General features: G+C 50.4%; 14 protein-coding genes. 7 read left to right on the top strand and 7 right to left on the bottom strand.

Features of this window, described 5'->3' with window-relative positions:
• Positions 1-21: 21 nt before the first annotated feature.
• Complete coding sequence (locus NATSA_RS01410) at positions 22-777, bottom strand: acyl-[acyl-carrier-protein] thioesterase (RefSeq protein WP_210509673.1); 756 nt, start codon at positions 775-777, stop codon at positions 22-24.
• 121 nt (positions 778-898) lie between these two features.
• The gene (locus NATSA_RS01405) at positions 899-3,382 is read right to left on the bottom strand and encodes a TonB-dependent receptor (RefSeq protein WP_210509671.1); all 2,484 of its coding nucleotides are present in this window, start codon (positions 3,380-3,382) and stop codon (positions 899-901) included.
• A gap of 575 nt (positions 3,383-3,957) precedes the next feature.
• On the opposite strand from NATSA_RS01405, the gene NATSA_RS01400 reads away from it, so the two are divergent.
• The 5 genes from NATSA_RS01400 to NATSA_RS01380 all read left to right on the top strand — a co-directional run bounded on the left by NATSA_RS01400 (position 3,958) and on the right by NATSA_RS01380 (position 10,333).
• Positions 3,958-6,903, top strand: a complete 2,946-nt coding sequence (locus NATSA_RS01400; RefSeq protein WP_210509669.1) for a SusC/RagA family TonB-linked outer membrane protein — start codon at positions 3,958-3,960, stop codon at positions 6,901-6,903.
• A gap of 44 nt (positions 6,904-6,947) precedes the next feature.
• On the top strand, positions 6,948-8,228 hold the full coding sequence (locus NATSA_RS01395) for a RagB/SusD family nutrient uptake outer membrane protein (protein WP_210509668.1): 1,281 nt from the start codon (positions 6,948-6,950) through the stop codon (positions 8,226-8,228).
• Between the two features lie 262 nt (positions 8,229-8,490).
• Positions 8,491-9,357, top strand: coding sequence for an alpha/beta hydrolase (locus NATSA_RS01390; RefSeq protein ID WP_210509666.1), 867 nt, complete (start codon positions 8,491-8,493; stop codon positions 9,355-9,357).
• Positions 9,358-9,661: 304 nt separating this feature from the next.
• Positions 9,662-9,922 carry a hypothetical protein gene (locus NATSA_RS01385; protein ID WP_210509665.1) on the top strand — a complete coding sequence of 87 codons (261 nt, stop codon included), beginning with the start codon at positions 9,662-9,664 and terminating at the stop codon, positions 9,920-9,922.
• A gap of 42 nt (positions 9,923-9,964) precedes the next feature.
• Positions 9,965-10,333: a hypothetical protein gene (locus NATSA_RS01380; protein ID WP_210509663.1), complete on the top strand. Its 369-nt coding sequence runs from the start codon at positions 9,965-9,967 to the stop codon at positions 10,331-10,333.
• A gap of 34 nt (positions 10,334-10,367) precedes the next feature.
• Here NATSA_RS01380 and NATSA_RS01375 read toward each other — a convergent pair whose 3' ends face one another.
• The 4 genes from NATSA_RS01375 to NATSA_RS01360 all read right to left on the bottom strand — a co-directional run bounded on the left by NATSA_RS01375 (position 10,368) and on the right by NATSA_RS01360 (position 14,728).
• Complete coding sequence (locus NATSA_RS01375) at positions 10,368-11,291, bottom strand: glycerophosphodiester phosphodiesterase family protein (protein ID WP_210509661.1); 924 nt, start codon at positions 11,289-11,291, stop codon at positions 10,368-10,370.
• Between the two features lie 84 nt (positions 11,292-11,375).
• The gene (locus NATSA_RS01370) at positions 11,376-12,068 is read right to left on the bottom strand and encodes a peptidylprolyl isomerase (protein WP_210509659.1); all 693 of its coding nucleotides are present in this window, start codon (positions 12,066-12,068) and stop codon (positions 11,376-11,378) included.
• Between the two features lie 101 nt (positions 12,069-12,169).
• The gene (locus NATSA_RS15395) at positions 12,170-13,969 is read right to left on the bottom strand and encodes an AbgT family transporter (RefSeq protein WP_246481555.1); all 1,800 of its coding nucleotides are present in this window, start codon (positions 13,967-13,969) and stop codon (positions 12,170-12,172) included.
• A gap of 129 nt (positions 13,970-14,098) precedes the next feature.
• On the bottom strand, positions 14,099-14,728 hold the full coding sequence (locus NATSA_RS01360; RefSeq protein ID WP_210509658.1) for a carbonic anhydrase: 630 nt from the start codon (positions 14,726-14,728) through the stop codon (positions 14,099-14,101).
• A 265-nt stretch (positions 14,729-14,993) separates the two neighbouring features.
• On the opposite strand from NATSA_RS01360, the gene NATSA_RS01355 reads away from it, so the two are divergent.
• Positions 14,994-16,970, top strand: coding sequence for a heavy metal translocating P-type ATPase (locus NATSA_RS01355; RefSeq protein ID WP_210509656.1), 1,977 nt, complete (start codon positions 14,994-14,996; stop codon positions 16,968-16,970).
• Here the strand turns inward: NATSA_RS01355 and pgm are convergent.
• On the bottom strand, positions 16,925-18,568 hold the full coding sequence (gene pgm, locus NATSA_RS01350) for a phosphoglucomutase (alpha-D-glucose-1,6-bisphosphate-dependent) (protein ID WP_210509654.1): 1,644 nt from the start codon (positions 18,566-18,568) through the stop codon (positions 16,925-16,927). The two genes, NATSA_RS01355 and pgm, sit on opposite strands and share 46 nt — an antisense overlap.
• Before the next feature lie 115 nt (positions 18,569-18,683).
• On the opposite strand from pgm, the gene NATSA_RS01345 reads away from it, so the two are divergent.
• Complete coding sequence (locus tag NATSA_RS01345) at positions 18,684-18,902, top strand: DUF6132 family protein (protein ID WP_210509653.1); 219 nt, start codon at positions 18,684-18,686, stop codon at positions 18,900-18,902.
• Positions 18,903-19,018 lie beyond the last annotated feature (116 nt).

The raw sequence follows: 19,018 nt of genomic DNA, 5'->3' as shown, positions 1-19,018 counted from the left end.
CGGTGAATCAAGTCCCTGTAATTATGTCTCTTTCCACATGAATGTCAGAAGGCAGGCATTTTTCTGACCGTTGGAAATGAGATGATTTGAAATATAACCCGATTTGTCTTCAAAAAAATCGGCAAAAGAAAATACTTCCTCACCGTAAAGAAGCTCCTTGCGGTAATCTACCATTACACGGGTGGCCCTTTTGCCGTCGATCAGCTCGGGCGGAAGGGTGTTCAGCGCCCACTCGACAAACCGGATGTTGTTGGCATGCTTGTTTGTGTCTATGTCGCCGGGGCGAATGGCAAAACGGCTTTCATATTGCTTTTTTTCCGGTGCCTCCGGGGCCTTGATGGGAAGCGGCTTGTTCTGGTCCGGCGTCAGGCCGAATGCATTGATCATTTCTTCAGATACACGGACCGGCTTTTTTTTCTTCAGATCGATAAAAATCCAGAGGCTGCTGGCCTCGGCAAGGAGTGTCCCGTTGTCGTCCTTCATTTTGTACTGGCGAAAACCGAAAAAATTCCGGAAGGAGACCGGCTGTGTTGTGACATGAACCTGCTGATTGAATCCCGGATAGCTGTGAATGGTGATATCCCATTTGGCAAGCACCCATGCCACCTGGTTTTCTTCGTAATGATCGAGTCCGACGCCGCAGACTTCGCTGTGGCGGATCGCCATGTCTTCCAGGAACTGCATCAGTGCCGTAACGCGGAGTTTTCTGTGGCGGTCGACGAGAAAATAGGGGATGTCGTAGGTGTGAGTATATGCCATCGTTTTTTTTTTGCGCACAATATAGTATCCTCTCAGGAGAAATGCCGTTATATCATACCCCGCTGCCGGCGGGCGTGACAGCCCGAAGACTGCTGGGACCATCAGCTCATTAGATCAGCCCATCAGCCCCGAATCACCGTTACCACTCGAAAATAATACCTATGGTAGGCAGAACTTCTCCTGAGTTGTTGTCAAGCAGATACGTGTTATAGTAATCCTGTCCTTCCCGTGGATTGAACCGGGTTGCATCGTCCGGAGAGGTAAGTGGTTGCGGACGTCCGTCTCCGTCCCTCCGCACATTAAGGAACGGCTGCAGTTCAGTCTGGAATGCGTACACATTCTGGACATCCAGATAGAGGGAAAGATTGAACCGGTCGAAGTAGAATCGTCTGTCGACACGGATATCCAGCTGATGGAAAACCGAAAGCCGCTCTTCATTCAGACGGGTGTAATCGGGAAGTCCCTGGCTGTTGACATCCCAGACTTCCTTTCGGGATGAACGTTCATAGTCATATGGCGTGTAGGGTGCTCCGCCAAGCAGCTGCCAGCGAAGACCGATATCCCATCCGCCCGAAAACTGGTATCCTGCAGTCAGTGAAATAAGGTGTCGGTTGTCCCAGGCTGAGGGTGTGTAATTGCCCTGAAGGTCTTTGAATTCGCTCCAGAAGAGGGTGTATGAGAAAATCCCGTAGAAATTCCGGAAAAGTTTTTGCTGTGCCAGAAACTCGATACCGTAGGAGCGGCCTTCAGAAGTGGATTCCGCCGGTTCATTGCCAATAACTCCGAAGTCACTCCCCAGATTCGCCAGCGAGACTCCCTGACGTGTGAGAAACGGGTAGTCCCGGTACTGTTTGAAGAATCCTTCGAGTGTAAAAATCAGACTTTCTGTGGCCAGATACTCGAATCCGGCGACATAGTGGTTGGACCGGATGTAAGTGACGCCATTGTCTCGGTTGACCAGGTTTCCGTCGCCGTCACGGTATCCAAGCACCGTATAGGGCGGAAGCTGATAATAGATACCGGTATTGGCATTGAAGCTGAAGTTGCTGGTCAGATACCAGGAGAGGGAAAAACGGGGCGAAAACTGATCGATCAGATTATTTGTGGCACCGGAGTAGTCGGTGGCATCCATGCGGAAACCGGCTGACAGCGAGAGTCGCCGCCCGAAATAATTGGAGCTGAGCTGGGCAAACAGACCCCATTGATTCAGGCGCAGCTCGGAATCAAAATCAATGGTTTCAAGGCCATCCTCACCGGGAATAGATACAAAGTTGAAGGTGTCTGTTGTGTATATGGAGTGTTCGTAGTTTGCTCCGACGTTGAGCCGGTAGGAGCCGAGCTCCAGTTCGTTTTCGACCCGGGCTTTGTTTTCTGTTTCAACGGAGGTGTAATCAAGAATGAGGTTTTCCGGATCGCTGTCATCGTTATCCTCGTACTTGAAGGCGCGGTTGTTCAGCTTGTTCCGGCTGAGAACCACCGTTGTGATGCGATTCTCACCGGTATTCCGGTACCGCAGTCCTCTGGTGTAGTTCCATTGCTCATTGACCGGCAGATTGGCGAGGATGTACTGCTGCTGTTCGGTTTCATTGGCATCGGTGTTCAGCGAAAAGTCGTCAATGGCGCCAAGTCCGATAAACGTAAATTCATGGTTGGATGCGGGCTGGTAGCGGAAACGGAACTGTATATCGGTGTAGATTGGCAGGAAAGGCAGATCGAGCAGCTCGAAAAGAAACTGCAGGTACGAACGCCGGTATGAAAAAATGAAATCGGCATCATCACCGATCGGACCTTCGGCGGTAAGTCCGATATCGCTTGCTCCTACGGTTGCAGTTAACCCGTATCTGTCACCCCCGCTTCGCTGACGCAGTTCCATGATGGAGCTGAGTGCGTTTCCGCGGCTGGCGGGGAAAGCTCCGGTATAGAAATCAACTTCCCGGATGAGGTCGACGTTGATCATCCCTACGGGTCCGCCGGATGCGCCTTGTGTGGTAAAATGGTTGATAGTCGGAACTTCGATGCCATCCAGATAGAATGTGTTTTCACCGGGCGCTCCTCCGCGGACAATCAGGTCATTGCGGAAGCCGCCGATGCCGCTGGCCACACCCGGCAGTGACTGAACCACGCGGGAGATGTCGCGGTTGCCTCCGGGTGCACGTTCAATTTCCGATGTGCCGATAGTGCGCTTGGATATCGGGCTTTCCTCGGTCCGGTTGAAAGGTGAGGGGCGGATTACAATTTCACCCAGCTGTGCTGCATCCGGTTCCAGCTCCACATCCACGCGGATATCCCGGTTTCTTCTGACATGGATCTCGTAAACGGTGCGGCTTTTATAGCCAACATATGTGAAACGAAGGTTGTAGCGGCCGGGAGGTACGTTCCTCAGTTCAAAGTATCCGTCTTCGTTTGTACTGGTTCCGAAATCGGTGTCCTCAACCAGTACATTTGCAAATTCAAGGGGAGATCCGTCGCTGGCATCGGTGACCGTGCCTTTTATGGCGCCGCGCCCCTCTTCTGAGGTGGTGTCGACACCCGCAGAGGAGAAACCGGCGAGGGCAAAATGCGGGATGAGAAGCAGGAATAATGTAAGTAATGTAACTGCAGCTGACGATTTGTTAAAAACCAAGGCGGAAAAATGCACGCAGCAAGTACAGTCAAGATGACATATGCATCTTGATAACAAACCAGTTGAACGGCTTCTGAATGGGCGTGATTTTCGGGGCGACATTGGAACGACGTTGGAGGCTGCTGATACCTAATTCATTGTCTTGCAGCGATTAGATTAAATCTACCCAGTAGTAATCCGGATTGCCGGTAAAAAGTTCCTGAAAGCAGCAAGAGGCTTGCATGTGAATGTAAATAAGATGTGAGGTAAATATTAAATATTACAATTAATAATCAGGATTGGGGGATATTGGCTTAACAAAAGTTAAATATGTTTAATAATTGTATTGACTTCGGTTTTAAATTATCCCATTTTAAAGGACGAATCGGGATTTAGGGGTCTTCACATGGGTTTACAGGAATATACAAGAAGATGCTGCTGAACCGGCTCAAATTATTAGAAAAGCGCTTCCTGGGTTATTTGTAAAAATATTCAAATGATGCGCACATTATATGCATCCGGTTGATGGTGAAGATGGTGAGAATTGTCTTTTCATGCCGAATGCATTCCACCAATAACCAAAACAAAGCAAAAACATGAGCTATAAAAAACTACTGTATATTTGTTTTTTTCTTGCTTTGCTGCCTGCCATGGGACAGGCACAAACAGGAGAAATAAGCGGTACCGTTAAAGATGCAGCTACAGGCGATGGACTTGCTGGCGCCAATGTACTGGTACGCGGCGAAAATATTGGAGCTGCTACAAGTCTGGAAGGTGATTACACTATTACAAATGTTCCGGCCGGCGCTCAAACGCTTGAGGTGCGTTATCTGGGATACCAGGCAAAGACATTGAGTGTAGAGGTGACGGCGGGCGAGGTGCTGAATGTAGATATTGATCTTGCGCAATCTCAGCTGAATATGGATGAAGTGGTCATAACTGGAACAGCCGGTGATACACGACGACGGGCGGTTGGAAACTCCATAAGCAGAGTCGATGCCAGTGATATCATGGAGCGTGTATCCAACAACACCGTCACAGAACTTTTGCAGGCGAAGGTTCCGGGTATGACTCTTGTTCCCGGATCAGGTACTGCCGGAACGGCTGCCAATATCCGGATCAGGGGTGCCGGTTCCATGCAGGCTTCCGTCCAGCCGATATTCTATGTTGATGGTGTACGTATCCAGACAGGTGGTCAGGGTAATTTCAATGTCTACGGACAAAATACCTCTGCGCTTGATGCCATCAACCCCAATGATATTGCTTCGATTGAAGTCATAAAAGGACCTGCCGCTGCAACAATTTATGGTGCGAATGCCGCCAGCGGTGTGATTAATATCACAACCAAACAGGGAAGTATGGGCGAACCCAACATCAACTGGAGTGCGCGTGTGGAAAGAGGGGGGACATCCTGGCCTGAGTCTTGGCGTCCAACGAATTACTCTCTTGTAACCGAGGAACGTCTTGATGCCCCTGATAACTGGCCCGGTATGGTAGGCATGCAGGCTGGTGAGTTTTTTGAGCATATTCCGATGAGCGAAAACTCCGATGCCCTCAGAACCGGAGTGCTGAATCAATACTCTCTTTCTGTCAGAGGTGGCGGTCAACAGTACTCCTTTTTTGTATCCGGATCCAGGGACGAAGAAGATGGCGTTTTTTACAACAACTATTCCAACAGATCTTCGGTAAGAGGTAACTTCCGGTTTTTCCCATCAGAACAACTCGACTTTTCTGTAAATGCCGGATACTCGAACAACCATGTCAGGCTGCCATTGAATGATAACATTGCCTATGGTCTGATAATCAGTTCCTGGCTCGCTGTTCCCGGGCGTCAGTATACCGGTGCAGGGGATGTAGGGTTCTTTACTATTGCTCCCGAATATGCCAATACTTACAACAATCAGACCCGTTCCGACCGGTTCAGCATAAGCTCAACCATCAATTACCGGCCTTTGGATTGGTTTACCAACCGGCTGAGGGTTGGAATTGACAGCAATACCAGGCAAGCCGAGCTGTTCTACACACCTGACCAGACAGGCCTGGCACCTTTCGGTGTCAATGTCGCAGATGGATATGTCAGCATAGCAACACCCAAAACAGATGTTTATACCATCGACTATGGCGGATCACTGCAGTTTGATTTAAATCAACAGATTCGGTCCGATTTTTCCTTTGGTTTCCAGTTTGAGGCGGTTGACGGGCGCAGTGCTACGGCTACGGGTGAAGGGCTCGGGTCAGAAGCAGCCCGACTGGTTGGGAATGCTGCTACCACATTCGGCTCCCAGTCTTTCTCTGAATCACGCTCTTTTGGTGTTTACGTACAGGAACAGATCGGTTGGGAAGACAGGTTGTTTGCAACAGCGGCCGTACGAATGGATAACAACTCTGTCTTTGGTTCAGAAATAAACCGTGTGTTCTATCCGAAAACGTCCCTGTCTTATGTCATGTCTGAAGCACCATTTTTCAATTATCGCTACGTAGATGAGTTCAGGCTCCGGGCAGCATGGGGACAAGCAGGTAACGCACCGGGAACCTATGCAGCTTCACGTACTTATACTACCAGTGTACGCACAATGGAGGATGGCTCCGCTGAACCTGCTCTCCGGTATGCAACATTCGGAAATCCGGACCTGGTGGCTGAAAGATCTTCTGAACTGGAGCTGGGATTTGACTTATCCATGTTTATGGACCGGCTGGGGCTTGAGATTACCTATTACAATACGGTCACCCGTGATGCGATTATGAGTGTCAGTGTCGCACCTTCAACCGGCTTTTCCGGAAGTACGCTTGAAAACCTTGGTGAAATCAAGAATACCGGTATAGAAGCGGTGTTGAGCTTTGTACCTCTTGCACTTAATTCGGTAAACTGGCGAAATACTTTTACGTTCTCTACCAACAGCAATGAGCTGGTTTCCTTTGGTGATGGCAGAGATTCCCAGATATTTGGTATCTACCACCCGGTTCAGCGATACGAAGAAGGCAAACCTCTCGGTGCATTCTGGGCTCAAAGAGCATCACGTGATGATGATGGAGTCATGAGGCTTGAATCTGAAGATATTTACAAGGGCCCGTCACTTCCGACCCGTGAGCTTAAATATTCGGCAGAGATCAATTTCCTCGGCGGATTTCGCTTCTTCGCACTTGTGGACTACCAGGGAGGCCATTATCAGTTCAACGTGAAGGACATGCGCCGTGATCGTGCCCGCATAAGCTGGGAGACGGTTAATCCTGAGGCTGACCCGGATGAAGTAGCCGCAAGAGCACTATGGGGGCAAACGTATCACCACGTTCAGCCTGCTGATTTTATCAAACTGCGCGATGTATCATTGAGTTATACCCTGCCGGTTTCTTTTGTAGATCAGATTGGTCTGAATCGTGCAACACTTTCTGTAACGGGACATAATCTTGCCGTACTGTGGACCCGCTACGGAGGACATGATCCCGAGGTAAACTTCCATGGAGATGCCTCTTTCAGCCGCGTGGACTCGTGGACGGCTCCCAACTTCCGTCGTATCACAGGCTCGCTCAGCATTGATTTCTGATCACGGCTGGTCAACAGTTTTTTTAACACCATACTTTGAACATTATGCTACCATTTAAAAAACATCTTTTACACGGTTTTATGGCCGTACTGCTCATCACTGCGGCAGCTTGTGATGATATTCTGGATGTATCCAATCCGGGGGCTATCGAAGAGGATGAGCTGACAAATGTCAACCTGGAACAATCGCTTATTAATGGAGTGATTGGAGAATTTCAGTATACCCATTCTTACACTTCGCAGTGGACCGGAACGGTTGCGGATGAACTCCTGCTGGACCATACATTCGCTCAGACTATACCCATGGTGCTTCGTACTGCTGATGAGAACAATGTGTATGTAGCAAACATATATTCATTCTGGCAGCGAAGCCGCGCTTCGGCTGATGACGCTGTATCCAGGTTTGAAGTAATGTACGGCGATGATGCCTACTCCAGGGTGAATACTCTGAAGGCCCTGGCTTATGGCGGTTACTCCTATGTCATGATGGCTGAAACTTTTTGTGAGGCTCCTGTGAATGTCAGCGCGGCCTATTCATCTGATGAATTATTCCGAATCGCAATTGAGCGATTTGAAGAGGCGTTATCAGCAGCCGATAATGCACTCTCTGCAGGTGAGCCAGGTGCAATGGTTGAGCGACTCAGAAATCTTGCGTTGCTGGGTGCCGCACGTGCTTCACTTAATCTTGGCGAAATGGAAGATGCTGAAGAATATGCATTGCAGGTTGCCGATGATTTTGAAATGTGGATCCGTCATTCCGATAACTCATCCCGGCAATACAATCCCTTCCGTGATCCCACGACCGGAGCTAATAACAGATACCTGAGTCCGGGAGAACCATTTCAAAACCTGAATGACATCCGTGTTCCGCACACAGCTGAAAAGCTGACGTCACTGGTAGAGGGTACCATGATGTATATACCTTACCAGCCGTACAGTTTCAGTGATTGGGTCGCGGAAGAAGCGATGGAGTTTCAAAGAAGCACTGATGTCCGGTTTGCGTCTGCTTTGGAAGCACGGTATATCATCGCCGAGGCGCGTGGTGCTTCAGATTATACTCTGGATCTTGTGAATGAACGGCGTGAGTTTGCCGGTCATGATTCTGTTGATCTTACAGGTGATGAACTGATGGCTGAACTGCGTGAACAACGTGCCCGTGACTTCTATCTCACCGGGAAAAGGTTTGGTGATTTGCGCAGGTATAAAAATCTCTATGGCATTGATCTTTTCCCTTCCGGCGATGATCCGTTCCAAAACCTTCCGTATGGTGATCTCACCTGTCTGCCGATTCCTCAAAGCGAACGCAACAGTAATCCCAATCTTTAGCGGACAGCCGACAGGCAGACTTCCTGTCAATAAATGAGAAAGGCTTGCAACCCGGTATCTGACCGGGCTTGCAGGCTTTTTTTGTAATATGAGGCACACCGGTTACAAATCAAATATTGTGTCTGCAGCAGATAGTTTGTCAGAACGTTTTATGGTGAGAATAGGTTATCATTTCATTCCGGAAAACACATAAGAAGTTCAGAATTCGTTACTCCGGTTGAACCAGTCTCATACATGCATGCTTAAAACTGTTTTTAATCCGATGCGATCAGTGCTGCTTATTTTTTTTCTTCCGGCACTAACTGTCCTTATCAACGGGTGCACTACGATAGAAATCAAGGAAAAAGACGCTTTTGACGCTCACCGCACAATCACACCGGCCGAATTTGACATCCCCGGTTACCGGCTTTATCAGCACACTATTGAGACAGAGGACGGGGAAGAGCTTGACAGCTGGTTTATTCAGCACGAGGACGCTCAGGCAAACGTGATTTTTATGGGCGGCAACGGTTTTTTGATGGTGAAATCCCGGTATTTGATTGAAACATATTCGTCCTTGCCGGTAAACCTTCTTCTGTTTGATTATCGCGGTTACGGAATGAGCAGCGGTGAACCAAGCATAGCAGGCATAAAGAAAGATGCACAGGCTGCTTACAACTTTGTTGATCAGCACGAAGAAGCCGGAAAACTGCCGGTTTACATACACGGGCACTCCATGGGCTCACTTCTGGCTGGATGGCTTGCCGGCAGAGAGTCGGTGGATGGATACGTTCTCGAGAGTCCGATTTCGAGCACCGATGACTGGACGAGCGGCCTGGTTCCCAGATTGTTCCGGCCACTTGTGCGTTTTGATGTGGCTGAATCGATCAGGGAGCACGATAATCTGGATCGGGTGGCACGCATATCACATCCGCTGCTGCTTATTGGCAGCGAAAACGATCCCATAACGCCGTTCAGAATGGCAGAGTCACTGTATGATGCTTCTGTTTCGGAACAAAAAAAACTGATAAACATTTCAAACGGAGGCCATAATGATCTGCCACAGTTTTCCGAGTATCGTGATGCGCTGGAAGCGTTTTATCTGGAACATGCAGGGCTTGAGCAACCGGAATATACGGCGGAGTACTGATACCCGTCTTTCCTGCTGTCCTGATCTTTGCAATGCTGAAATGATCATGAACGGGCTGGCGCCCGGACGCACAGGCACATGAATAAATACCGTCATGACATTTCACTTCGTGACCTTTTGTTCATGCGGCCTTAAACCCATAAATTCAAAACGGATGACGTGATTTGTCTGTTAACTGTTTCCAAAGGCTGTTATATTTAGTGTTTGCCATTAATCGGGTAGCGAGATGCCATATGCGTTGGCAGCCGGGCAAATCAACAGTGTGATCAGCAGTTAGCTGCTAGTTTAAAGGGAACACATTAAAATGAACAGAAAACGAATACGAACTATTTTCATAGCCTTTGCTTTGGTCCTGGCCGGCCTGGTAATTGCCGACTCGATGGGTTTTTTTGACTCCAAACCCTACCGTGAAGTGCCGCACGGCAATCACAGCCACTATGTTCCCCATGACCGTGATCCGGCCATTCCGATTTCAGATTTTCCTACAACACCACCCAGGGAAGGTGAAAAAATTACACCCACCGGTCAGATTGTCCCGGATGCGGATGGAGACTGGTGGGACTGATTTTCAATTTCTGCAAACTCTAAACCTGAAATATCTTAGTTCATGCCTCACTATACCAGAATTCTCGGAATCATCCTGATACTTATCGGAATTATCGGTTATATAGCGTCCGGCGCAGTCAGCATTACCGCAATGATTCCCGCCTTTTTCGGCATCGCATTCATCATACTGGGACGGCTGGCCCAAAAAGAAGCATGGCGCAAGCATGTCATGCATATTGCTCTGCTTGTAGCTCTTATCGGACTGTTCGGATCATTTTCCGGAATATTTGACGTCATCTCCTGGTTGGGCGGTAATCAGGAAGTCAATGAGCTTGCGGCGATTGCCCGTGCTCTTATGGCCCTGTTGCTGATTGGCTACATAGCACTCGGCGTCAAATCATTTATCGATGCCCGTAAGGCAGCATCCTGAGACCTTTCTGAGGATATATCGCAACACAGACTTTTCAGTCTGCAAAGTCTGGATAGAGCGATATAAAACGGTCGGGGTAATCGGTGATAAGCCCGTCCACGCCCATGGAAACCATTGTTTTCATGTCGGCTTCCGTGTTGACGGTCCACGGTAACACCGTCATGCCCAGCTCATGCGCCCTTTCAACATGTGAGGGGGTCAGCAAGCCGTAATTCGGAGAATAAATTTCCGGTTCCAGTCCGTCAAAATAGGCGAGGTGATCGTCAACGGTACCTCTTTTGTACGTCAGGATGGCTATCGGAACCCCGGCATCGATCTCCCGCATGGCATGCAATGGCCTCGGGTCAAATGACTGGATATTTACGCGGTCCATCAGATCATTGCCGAGGGAGTCACTGAGTGACTGCAGCTCGTCATACACAATTTTTGCAAACCCATCCGGCGCCGGGGTGAGACTTTCATCCCATGCCTTATGGGTTTTTAATTCGATGTTGTACCGGACGGGTTGTCTGTCCTGTCCACGGGCATGCGCCTCCATTTCGAGAATCGCATCTTTCATCAGGGGTTTTGGCGCAGAGAGCGTTTTCTGCTCCGGATGATCCGGATGCCGCAAAGAACCGCAGTCAAACTGAGCGATCTTTTCATAATCGTATTCAAAAATCCGGTACGAGCGTTCCCGGAATTTGCGGATGCGGCTGCCATCGGGCTGAAGGCAGATGTCCGACCGGAACCAGGGCTCGTGGGATATAACCGCTTTGAGGTCCCTGGAAACCGCGAGGTCAAATTCTATGGTGGTTACACCGAGATCCATCGCTTTCAGAAAACCCGGAATGGTATTCTCCGGTTTGAGTCCCATCGCCCCCCGGTGTCCCTGCAGGTCAAAATCATCGGGGAGCGGATCCGTATCGGCGCGGCAGCCTGATGATACCCAGAGTGGAATGATCAGGGATAGTAGCAAAATGGCCCTCGTTTTCATGGCACGGCATCTGATGGAATGCCCGGGTCCGGCCATAGCCGGCCCTGACGGTTGTCCTTCGCCAAGTTACCTGAATACCTCAACCCGTTCAATAACAACATGCTCTTCCGGCTGGTCACGGTACTGGCTGCTTGTCTGCACATTGGCAATGGCATCAACCACGTCCATCCCGGATGTCACTTCTCCGAAAGCCGTATACTCATTATCGAGCCCGGGATTGGCTCCGTGCATGATGAAAAACTGGGAGCCGGCACCCCGGCTTTTGTCGGAAACCCGCGCCATGGACAGTATTCCCGGTTCATGGCGTGTGTCGTTGAATTCGTGCGGAATGGCAACGACGGGTCCGCCCTGCCCGTAGAGGCGGCGGTCATCCTCCCTGGAATTGGGATCGCCTCCCTGAATCATGAATCCCGGGATAACACGATGAAACTTGGTTCCGTCATAAAATCCGCTTTCCGCACGGGTCACAAAATTGAACGTGTGGATGGGAGCGCGATCCGGGTGAAATGCAAGCTCGATGTCACCATGATTGGTAACAATAGTGGCTTTGATGCCATCCATCTGCCCGGCAAGAAAATCGATACGTTTTCGGGTTGTCATCAAGTCCTCAATCTTTTGCTCTAGTTCCCGTTTTTCGTCGCTTAATTCTGTTTTGGAGCGCTGAAGTCTTTCCAGCTCTTCACTGTTGCCGCATGATATCAAAGTTATTGATGCCAAAGCAATCAACAGAATGGCTGCCAGTAAATTGACAGGGTTCATCCTTTTGGTAGTTTCGGTTTATATGGAAAAATGCAATGCCATGGTCGCAATTGATCATGCGCCTGCACATCCTGGCGCCATATCCGGCCATGGACATTTCATCACGGGAATGTGTATGATGCCTGCAGACCAAGCGGAATACCGATCCACCAGTACACAAGGAGGAAAATGCTCCAGGTCACCATGAAAATGAAGAAGTACGGAAGCATCATGGAAACCAGTGTTCCGATTCCGGTGCTTTTGACATACCGCTGACAGAATACTACAACCAGCGGGAAGTAGGGGAGTAGCGGCGTGATGATGTTCGACACCGAGTCACCAACGCGGTAAGCGGCCTGGGTCAGGTCGGGCGAAATTCCGATGCCCATGAGCATGGGAACAAAAATCGGGCTGATAAGCGCCCATTTGGCAGATGCCGATCCTACCAGCAGGTTTACGACAGCCGTGAGGACGATGATTCCGACAATGGTAAGGGCGCCCGGAAGTGCCAGACTTTCCAGAAAGCCGGCTCCCTTGAGCGCAATCAGGGTCCCGATATTCGAATTTCCGAAAGCGTCAATGAACAGCGCGCAGAAAAATGCCATTACAATATAGTAGGCCATGCTGCCCATGGCTTTGCTCATGCTGCCCACCATATCCTGCGAGTTTTTGAAGGTTCCTGCCAGAAATCCGTAGATGACACCCGGTATCACGAACAGCAGAAATATAAGCGGAACAATAGACTGCATCACCGGCGCGTCAAATGCCGTGACGTCCCTGCTGCCCTGAAGCGTAGCCACCATTTCGCCGGCCTGCAGTGTAGATCCTTCCCGCAGGTCGGGTTTGGCAAAGTGAATAACACCCTCTTCCATGGCCATCATGGTGTCTTTGCGTACCGGCTCGTAGTAAAGCTGGTCCTCATTTTCACTCTGCAGGTGAAAGATCTGAATGATGCCGAGTTCCTGTCCCACATCCACGGTGTCCCCGTCATCCACATAGAGTGAGTGTATCATACCTTCACCGGATGCCTCAAAAGCGGTTGTACCGGGCGAGCGCATGGGAGAATCCTGCGGAATGGTCCATGCAAATAATCCGGCAATACCAAGAAGCATTACGATAGTAGCAACCCAGAAAGCCCGGATTTCTTTTTTATTGAGGCGTTCCATCTGGGGCAGATCATCCTCATCCGCATCCACCTTGGTCTTGGCGAGCCGCGGTTCCACAATGCGGTCGGTAATCCACCATCCCACCGTAATAATGAGGATACTGGATATGGCGGTGAAGAAGTAGTTATTGAGCGGGTTGATAAGCATTTCCGGCTCAATAATCTGTGCTGCCGACTGGGTGAAGCCCTGGAGCAGCGGATCAATTCCTGAGGGAATGAAGTTGGCGCTGAACCCGCCGGATACACCGGCAAAGGCCGCGGCAATTCCGGCCAGCGGATGCCTGCCGGCGGCATAGAATATGACCCCGCCAAGCGGTATAACCAGCACATAGCCCGCGTCCGCCGCAGTATGGCTGACAATGGCTACCATGATGAGCATGGGGGTCAGCAGTGACTTCGGGGTGATACCCAGGATATATTTCAATGCGGCGTTGATATAACCCGAATGTTCAGCGGCTCCCACACCAAGCATGGCCAGCAGAACTACGCCGAGCGGAGCAAAGGTGATGAACGTTTCGGTCATATTGGCCAGGAAGGAGGCCATCTGATCACCGGAAAGGAGATTGATCACCCTGAGGGTTTCGCCGGAACGGGGATCGGTTTCACCAAAATCAAACGGAGAAAGTATGGCGGAGAGAAACCATACGAATATCATCAAAAGGAAGAATAGAATGGCCGGATCGGGCAGTTTGTTTCCTGTGCGTTCAATAATATCCAGAAACCTGCCGAGCACACCCTGCTGATTGTTGTTACTCATATCATGTATATACGTTTTTGCAAGAAATAAACGGAGTCTGGTAACACTCCGGGATAATCGCTTAGAGATAGAGAAATCCTGACTATCATGCAAGAAAAAAATCCGGCATTAACAGGAATTGCAAACAGGTTATTTCAGCCGGAAAATGTGCTCGGTCTGCCCCGGGCTGGTATAGCTGCATGAAAGGTCGGACAACTTCCCGGACTCCAGGCTGTAGATCATTCCGTGCACCGCAATAGCCTGGTTGTTTTTCCAGGCTTTCTGAAGGATGGTACTTTGAGCGATGTTGGCGACCTGCTTTCTCACATTCCATTCACAGAGTTTGTCTACCACCTCTTGTTCGCTCAGATGTGCAAACTCCTCTTTGTGATCCTGATAGATTTGTTTGACAGGACGCAGCCAGTTGTCGATAAGTCCATGGTCGACAGCCTCCAGGGAAGCCTTGACACCGCCGCACGCGTAGTGTCCGCATACGATAATGTGCCGGACTTTCAGCGATTCCACGGCGTACTGCAGAACAGAGAGGATATTCAGGTCATGATTGTTGCATTGATTGGCAATATTCCGGTGGACAAACAGATCGCCCGGCTCTGCATTTACGATTTTTTCAGCCGGCACCCTGCTGTCCGAACAGCCGATCCATAAAAACTCAGGATGCTGGTCGCCGGCCAGGCGTTTGAAATAATCCGGATCATCGGCAACTTGCCGGTTTACCCATGTTTCGTTTTTCCGAAGCAGTTCCTTGATTTCATTTTCCATGTTCACCCGTCTCTGTTACGTATTTTGATAATAACCTGTTTTTAGTGATGTTATTCAGTATCTGAGGAAGATTATGCATTTTTTGTCTGATACAGCAGGCGGCATACCGGCCGATAACTTCTCAAAGACATAGACTTGATTTAAATTGTAAAATACAAGCGGTTACCAGCCTTATTGTTTGCAGGAAACAATATATTCAAATCCCTGCACATTTTTGATAACTCAGCCGGATGTCTCCGACTTTTTTTATCCCATTGTTGTAAACATGAAGAAATTATACGAACACAGAGAGCTCGTTTTTGCATTGCTCTGCGGTACACTCCTGCTCGGGGCATGGCTTTATGAAGTGCTGGGTGATCCCGAACAACCCCGGCCGATCGTTGTATACCTGCTGTCCTATTTCTTCGGGGCCTATTTCGCATTTTTCCATATGATCGCCAGCCTCAGAGCCAGGCAGTTTGATATTGACTTCCTGATGCTCGTAGCCGCAACGGGTGCCGCAATACTGGGTGCCTGGGCCGAAGGCGCACTGCTGCTGTTTCTTTTCAGCCTCGGACATGCCCTGGAACATTATGCCATGGGCCGGGCCCGAAAAGCAATCCGGGCACTTGCGGATCTGGCTCCAACCGTCGCCCGGATCAAAGATAATGGCGGCGAGCGGGAAGTAAGTGTCGATGAAATCAAACCGCAGGATCTGCTGATTGTAAGGCCGGGAGAGCGTTTTCCTTCGGACGGATTTGTCATCAGCGGCAGAAGCAGTGTGGATCAGGCCCCGATAACCGGCGAAAGTGTTCCTGTTGACAAAGAACCGGTGCGTTCAGCGGAAAGCGCCCGCAATGATGTGGAAGGCCTGGGGCCGGCTCACAGAATATTTGCCGGAACGATAAACGGGGACAGTGTCATGGAAGTGGAAGTGACCAGCCGCGCCGAGGACAGCACCCTGGCCCGTGTCATCAGGATGGTCAATGAGGCCGAAACCGGCAAATCACCGACTCAGCGATTTGCCGAGCGTTTTGAACGCATATTTGTTCCGGCCATCATTTTGTTTGTCGTCATGCTCCACTTCGCCTGGGTTGTGGTCGATGAGCCCTTTGCCGATTCCTTTTACCGTGCAATGGCTGTGCTTGTCGCTGCAAGTCCCTGTGCCCTGGCTATTTCCACACCAAGTGCCATTCTCAGCGGAGTAGCCAGAGCCGCCAGGCTTGGGGTTCTTGTAAAAGGCGGCCGGCCTCTTGAACAGCTTGGCGGATTGCGTGCACTCGCCTTTGACAAAACGGGAACGCTCACTCAGGGTGTGCCGGAGGTAACCGACATCATTCCCCTGAACGGATTTGATGAACCGGGACTGATGCGGCTGGCCGTTGCCGTAGAACAGCGGAGCGATCATCCGCTCGCTCGTGCGGTAGTGCGCGCTTCGGAAAAATGGCTGGTAAATGACGATATACCGGAAGTGTCGGATGTCAGGATGATTGCCGGAAAAGGGATCATCGGCACCATCAACGGAAGTCATATCTCTATCGGGCAGCTGCGGCTTTTCAATAACTCCATTCCGGATGACGTGCAGTCAGAGCTTGACCGGCTGCACGGTGAGGGCAGAAGCACCATGATAGTCAAGTCAGGGGATCATTTTGCCGGTGTCATCGGACTTATGGACCTGCCCAGGCCCGGAGCCTCACAAGTCCTCAACAACCTCAGGGAAATGGGGATCAGGCGTCTGATAATGCTTTCCGGAGACCATCAGCGGGTGGCCGAAACCATTGGCTCCCGGGTGGGAGTGGATGAATCCTGGGGTGACCTGCTGCCTGAACACAAAGTGGATGCAGTCAAAAAGCTGCTGGATGAGGAGAAGGAGGTGGCTATGGTAGGTGACGGGGTGAATGATGCCCCGGCCATGGCAAACGCCACGGTCGGTATAGCAATGGGGGCCGCCGGATCAGACGTCGCACTGGAAACAGCTGATGTAGCCCTGATGGCCGATGATCTCGGAAAACTGCCGGTTGCAGTGGGGCTGAGCCGCAAAACAAGGAAAATCATCAGGCAGAATATTTTCATCAGCCTTGGCATGATTGCCTTCCTGGTGCCATTTGTGATTTTCGGTTACGCGGGAATCGGAATCGCTGTGCTGCTTCACGAAGGCTCAACCCTTGTTGTGGTGCTTAACGCACTCCGCCTGCTTGGATATCAGCATCCGCACTATCAGCCGGACAGCGCGTCTTTCACTATGGCGACCGCTTCTTCCTGAATTTTTTTCAGATGGTCTTTGTCCCGAAAACTTTCCGCGTAGATTTTGTAGATATCTTCGGTTCCTGACGGACGGGCGGCGAACCACCCGTTTTCCGTCTCAACTTTTAGTCCGCCCAGCGGCGCGTCATTGGCAGGAGCTTTCGTGAGTTTTTTCAGGACCGGCTCTCCGGCCAGGCTGTCCGCCCGCACCTTATCAGGTGACAGACTGGACAGAATATCCTTCTCTTCCGGACTTGCCGGCGCATCAATTCGCTCGTATACCGGACTTCCGTGCCTGCTTTCGAGTTCCTCGTAATGCTCGGCGGGATCCTTTTCGGTTTTTGCTGTTATTTCCGCAGCCAGGAGGTTCAGTATGATTCCGTCCTTGTCAGTCGACCAGGCCGATCCGTCAAAACGCAGGAAGGATGCGCCTGCGCTCTCCTCACCGCCAAATCCATACGATCCGTCAAGCAGTCCGTCAACAAACCACTTGAATCCTACCGGTACTTCTGCAAGCGGCCGGCCAAGTGCTTTTGCAACACGGTCAATCATGCTGCTGGAAACGAGCGTCTTGCCGATCGCAGCATCCTCACGCCATTTCGGCCGGTTTTGGAAAAGATAATTGATAGCAACGGCCAGATAATGGTTGGGATTCATCAGTCCGGCAGAGCGGGTGACGATGCCGTGACGGTCAAAATCCGGATCATTGCCGAATGCAATATCATAGCGCTCCTTCAGGCCTATCAGGCTTGCCATGGCATACGGAGACGAACAGTCCATCCGGATTTTCCCGTCTTTGTCGACGGTCATGAAAGCAAACCTCGGGTCCACATCGGGATTGACCACGTCGATGTTTAAATCGTAATGGCGGGCAATGGGTTCCCAGAAACCGACACCCGAACCGCCCATCGGATCCACACCGATTTTCAGTCCCGTTTTTCTGATGGCCTTCATATCGACAACCTTGTCCAGATCCTTGATGTACGGCATCATGAAGTCGGTAGCCATGACATTTTCTTTTTTCAGGGCTTTCTCAAAGGGTATGCGCTTTACTTTTTTACAGCCGTCTGCGAGAATCCGGTTTGCTTCATCCTGAATCTTTTTTGTGATGTCGGATCCGGCAGGCCCCCCGCTGGGCGGGTTGTACTTGAATCCGCCGTCACCGGGAGGATTGTGGGAAGGTGTGATCACAACACCATCGCATTTGTGCTCTTTCTGGCCACGGTTGCAACCCAGAATGGCGTGAGAAATGACCGGAGTGGGAGTGTAACCGAATCCCTCCTGATACCCGACCAGCACATCATTTGCTGCCAGCACCTCAATAGCGGTAATCATAGCAGGTTCCGACAGCGCGTGCGTATCCATCCCGATGTAAAGTGGCCCGTCGATTCCCTCTGACTTTCTGTAATCAGCCAGAGCCTGCGATATGGCCATGATATGCTGCTCGTTGAAGGTGTGTTTCAGCGAGGAGCCGCGGTGTCCCGAGGTGCCGAACCGAACGTGGTGCCGCGGGTTGTCAGGATCCGGCGTGCGGCTGTAGTACGCAGATACAAGTCGTGGAATATTGTCAAGAATGTAATACGGAGCTTTTTTTCCGGCTAACTCGTGAATGGCCATATCGCAATTATTTTTTGTTGCTTGTGTTGTTTAAAGAAAGTCTGCAGGTGTGAACGAATCCTCTTTGCCGCAGCGTTCTTTGAATATATTTTCACGAATAAGATGACGCAGAACCATGTCAAAATCAATCTATTTTATCGTTGCCGGAGTAGCTCTCGGGGCTCTCGGCGGATTTGCCTACTGGCATTTTATCGGATGTGATACAGGCAGTTGCCCGATTACCTCAATATGGTATCATGCAACAGCATACGGGGCTCTGATGGGAGGACTGCTTGGTAGTATAATCAGTCCGCAAAAGAAAAAGGAGGAAGGCCCGGAAACCGGTGAAAATTAGCACGGGGAGACGGAAAGCTGACCCGTCCTCACAACAGACTGGCCGGGAATACTGTAATTTGTTATAATGGCTTTGCAGGGACCTTTGCATAACACGCCATGTGTATGCACCGTATT

Source organism: Natronogracilivirga saccharolytica (assembly GCF_017921895.1).
In the GTDB taxonomy this organism is placed as follows: Bacteria; Bacteroidota; Rhodothermia; order Balneolales; family Natronogracilivirgulaceae; genus Natronogracilivirga; species Natronogracilivirga saccharolytica.
Note: the sequence above shows the minus strand (reverse complement) of the source record. Positions and strands in the feature narration are given on the sequence as shown.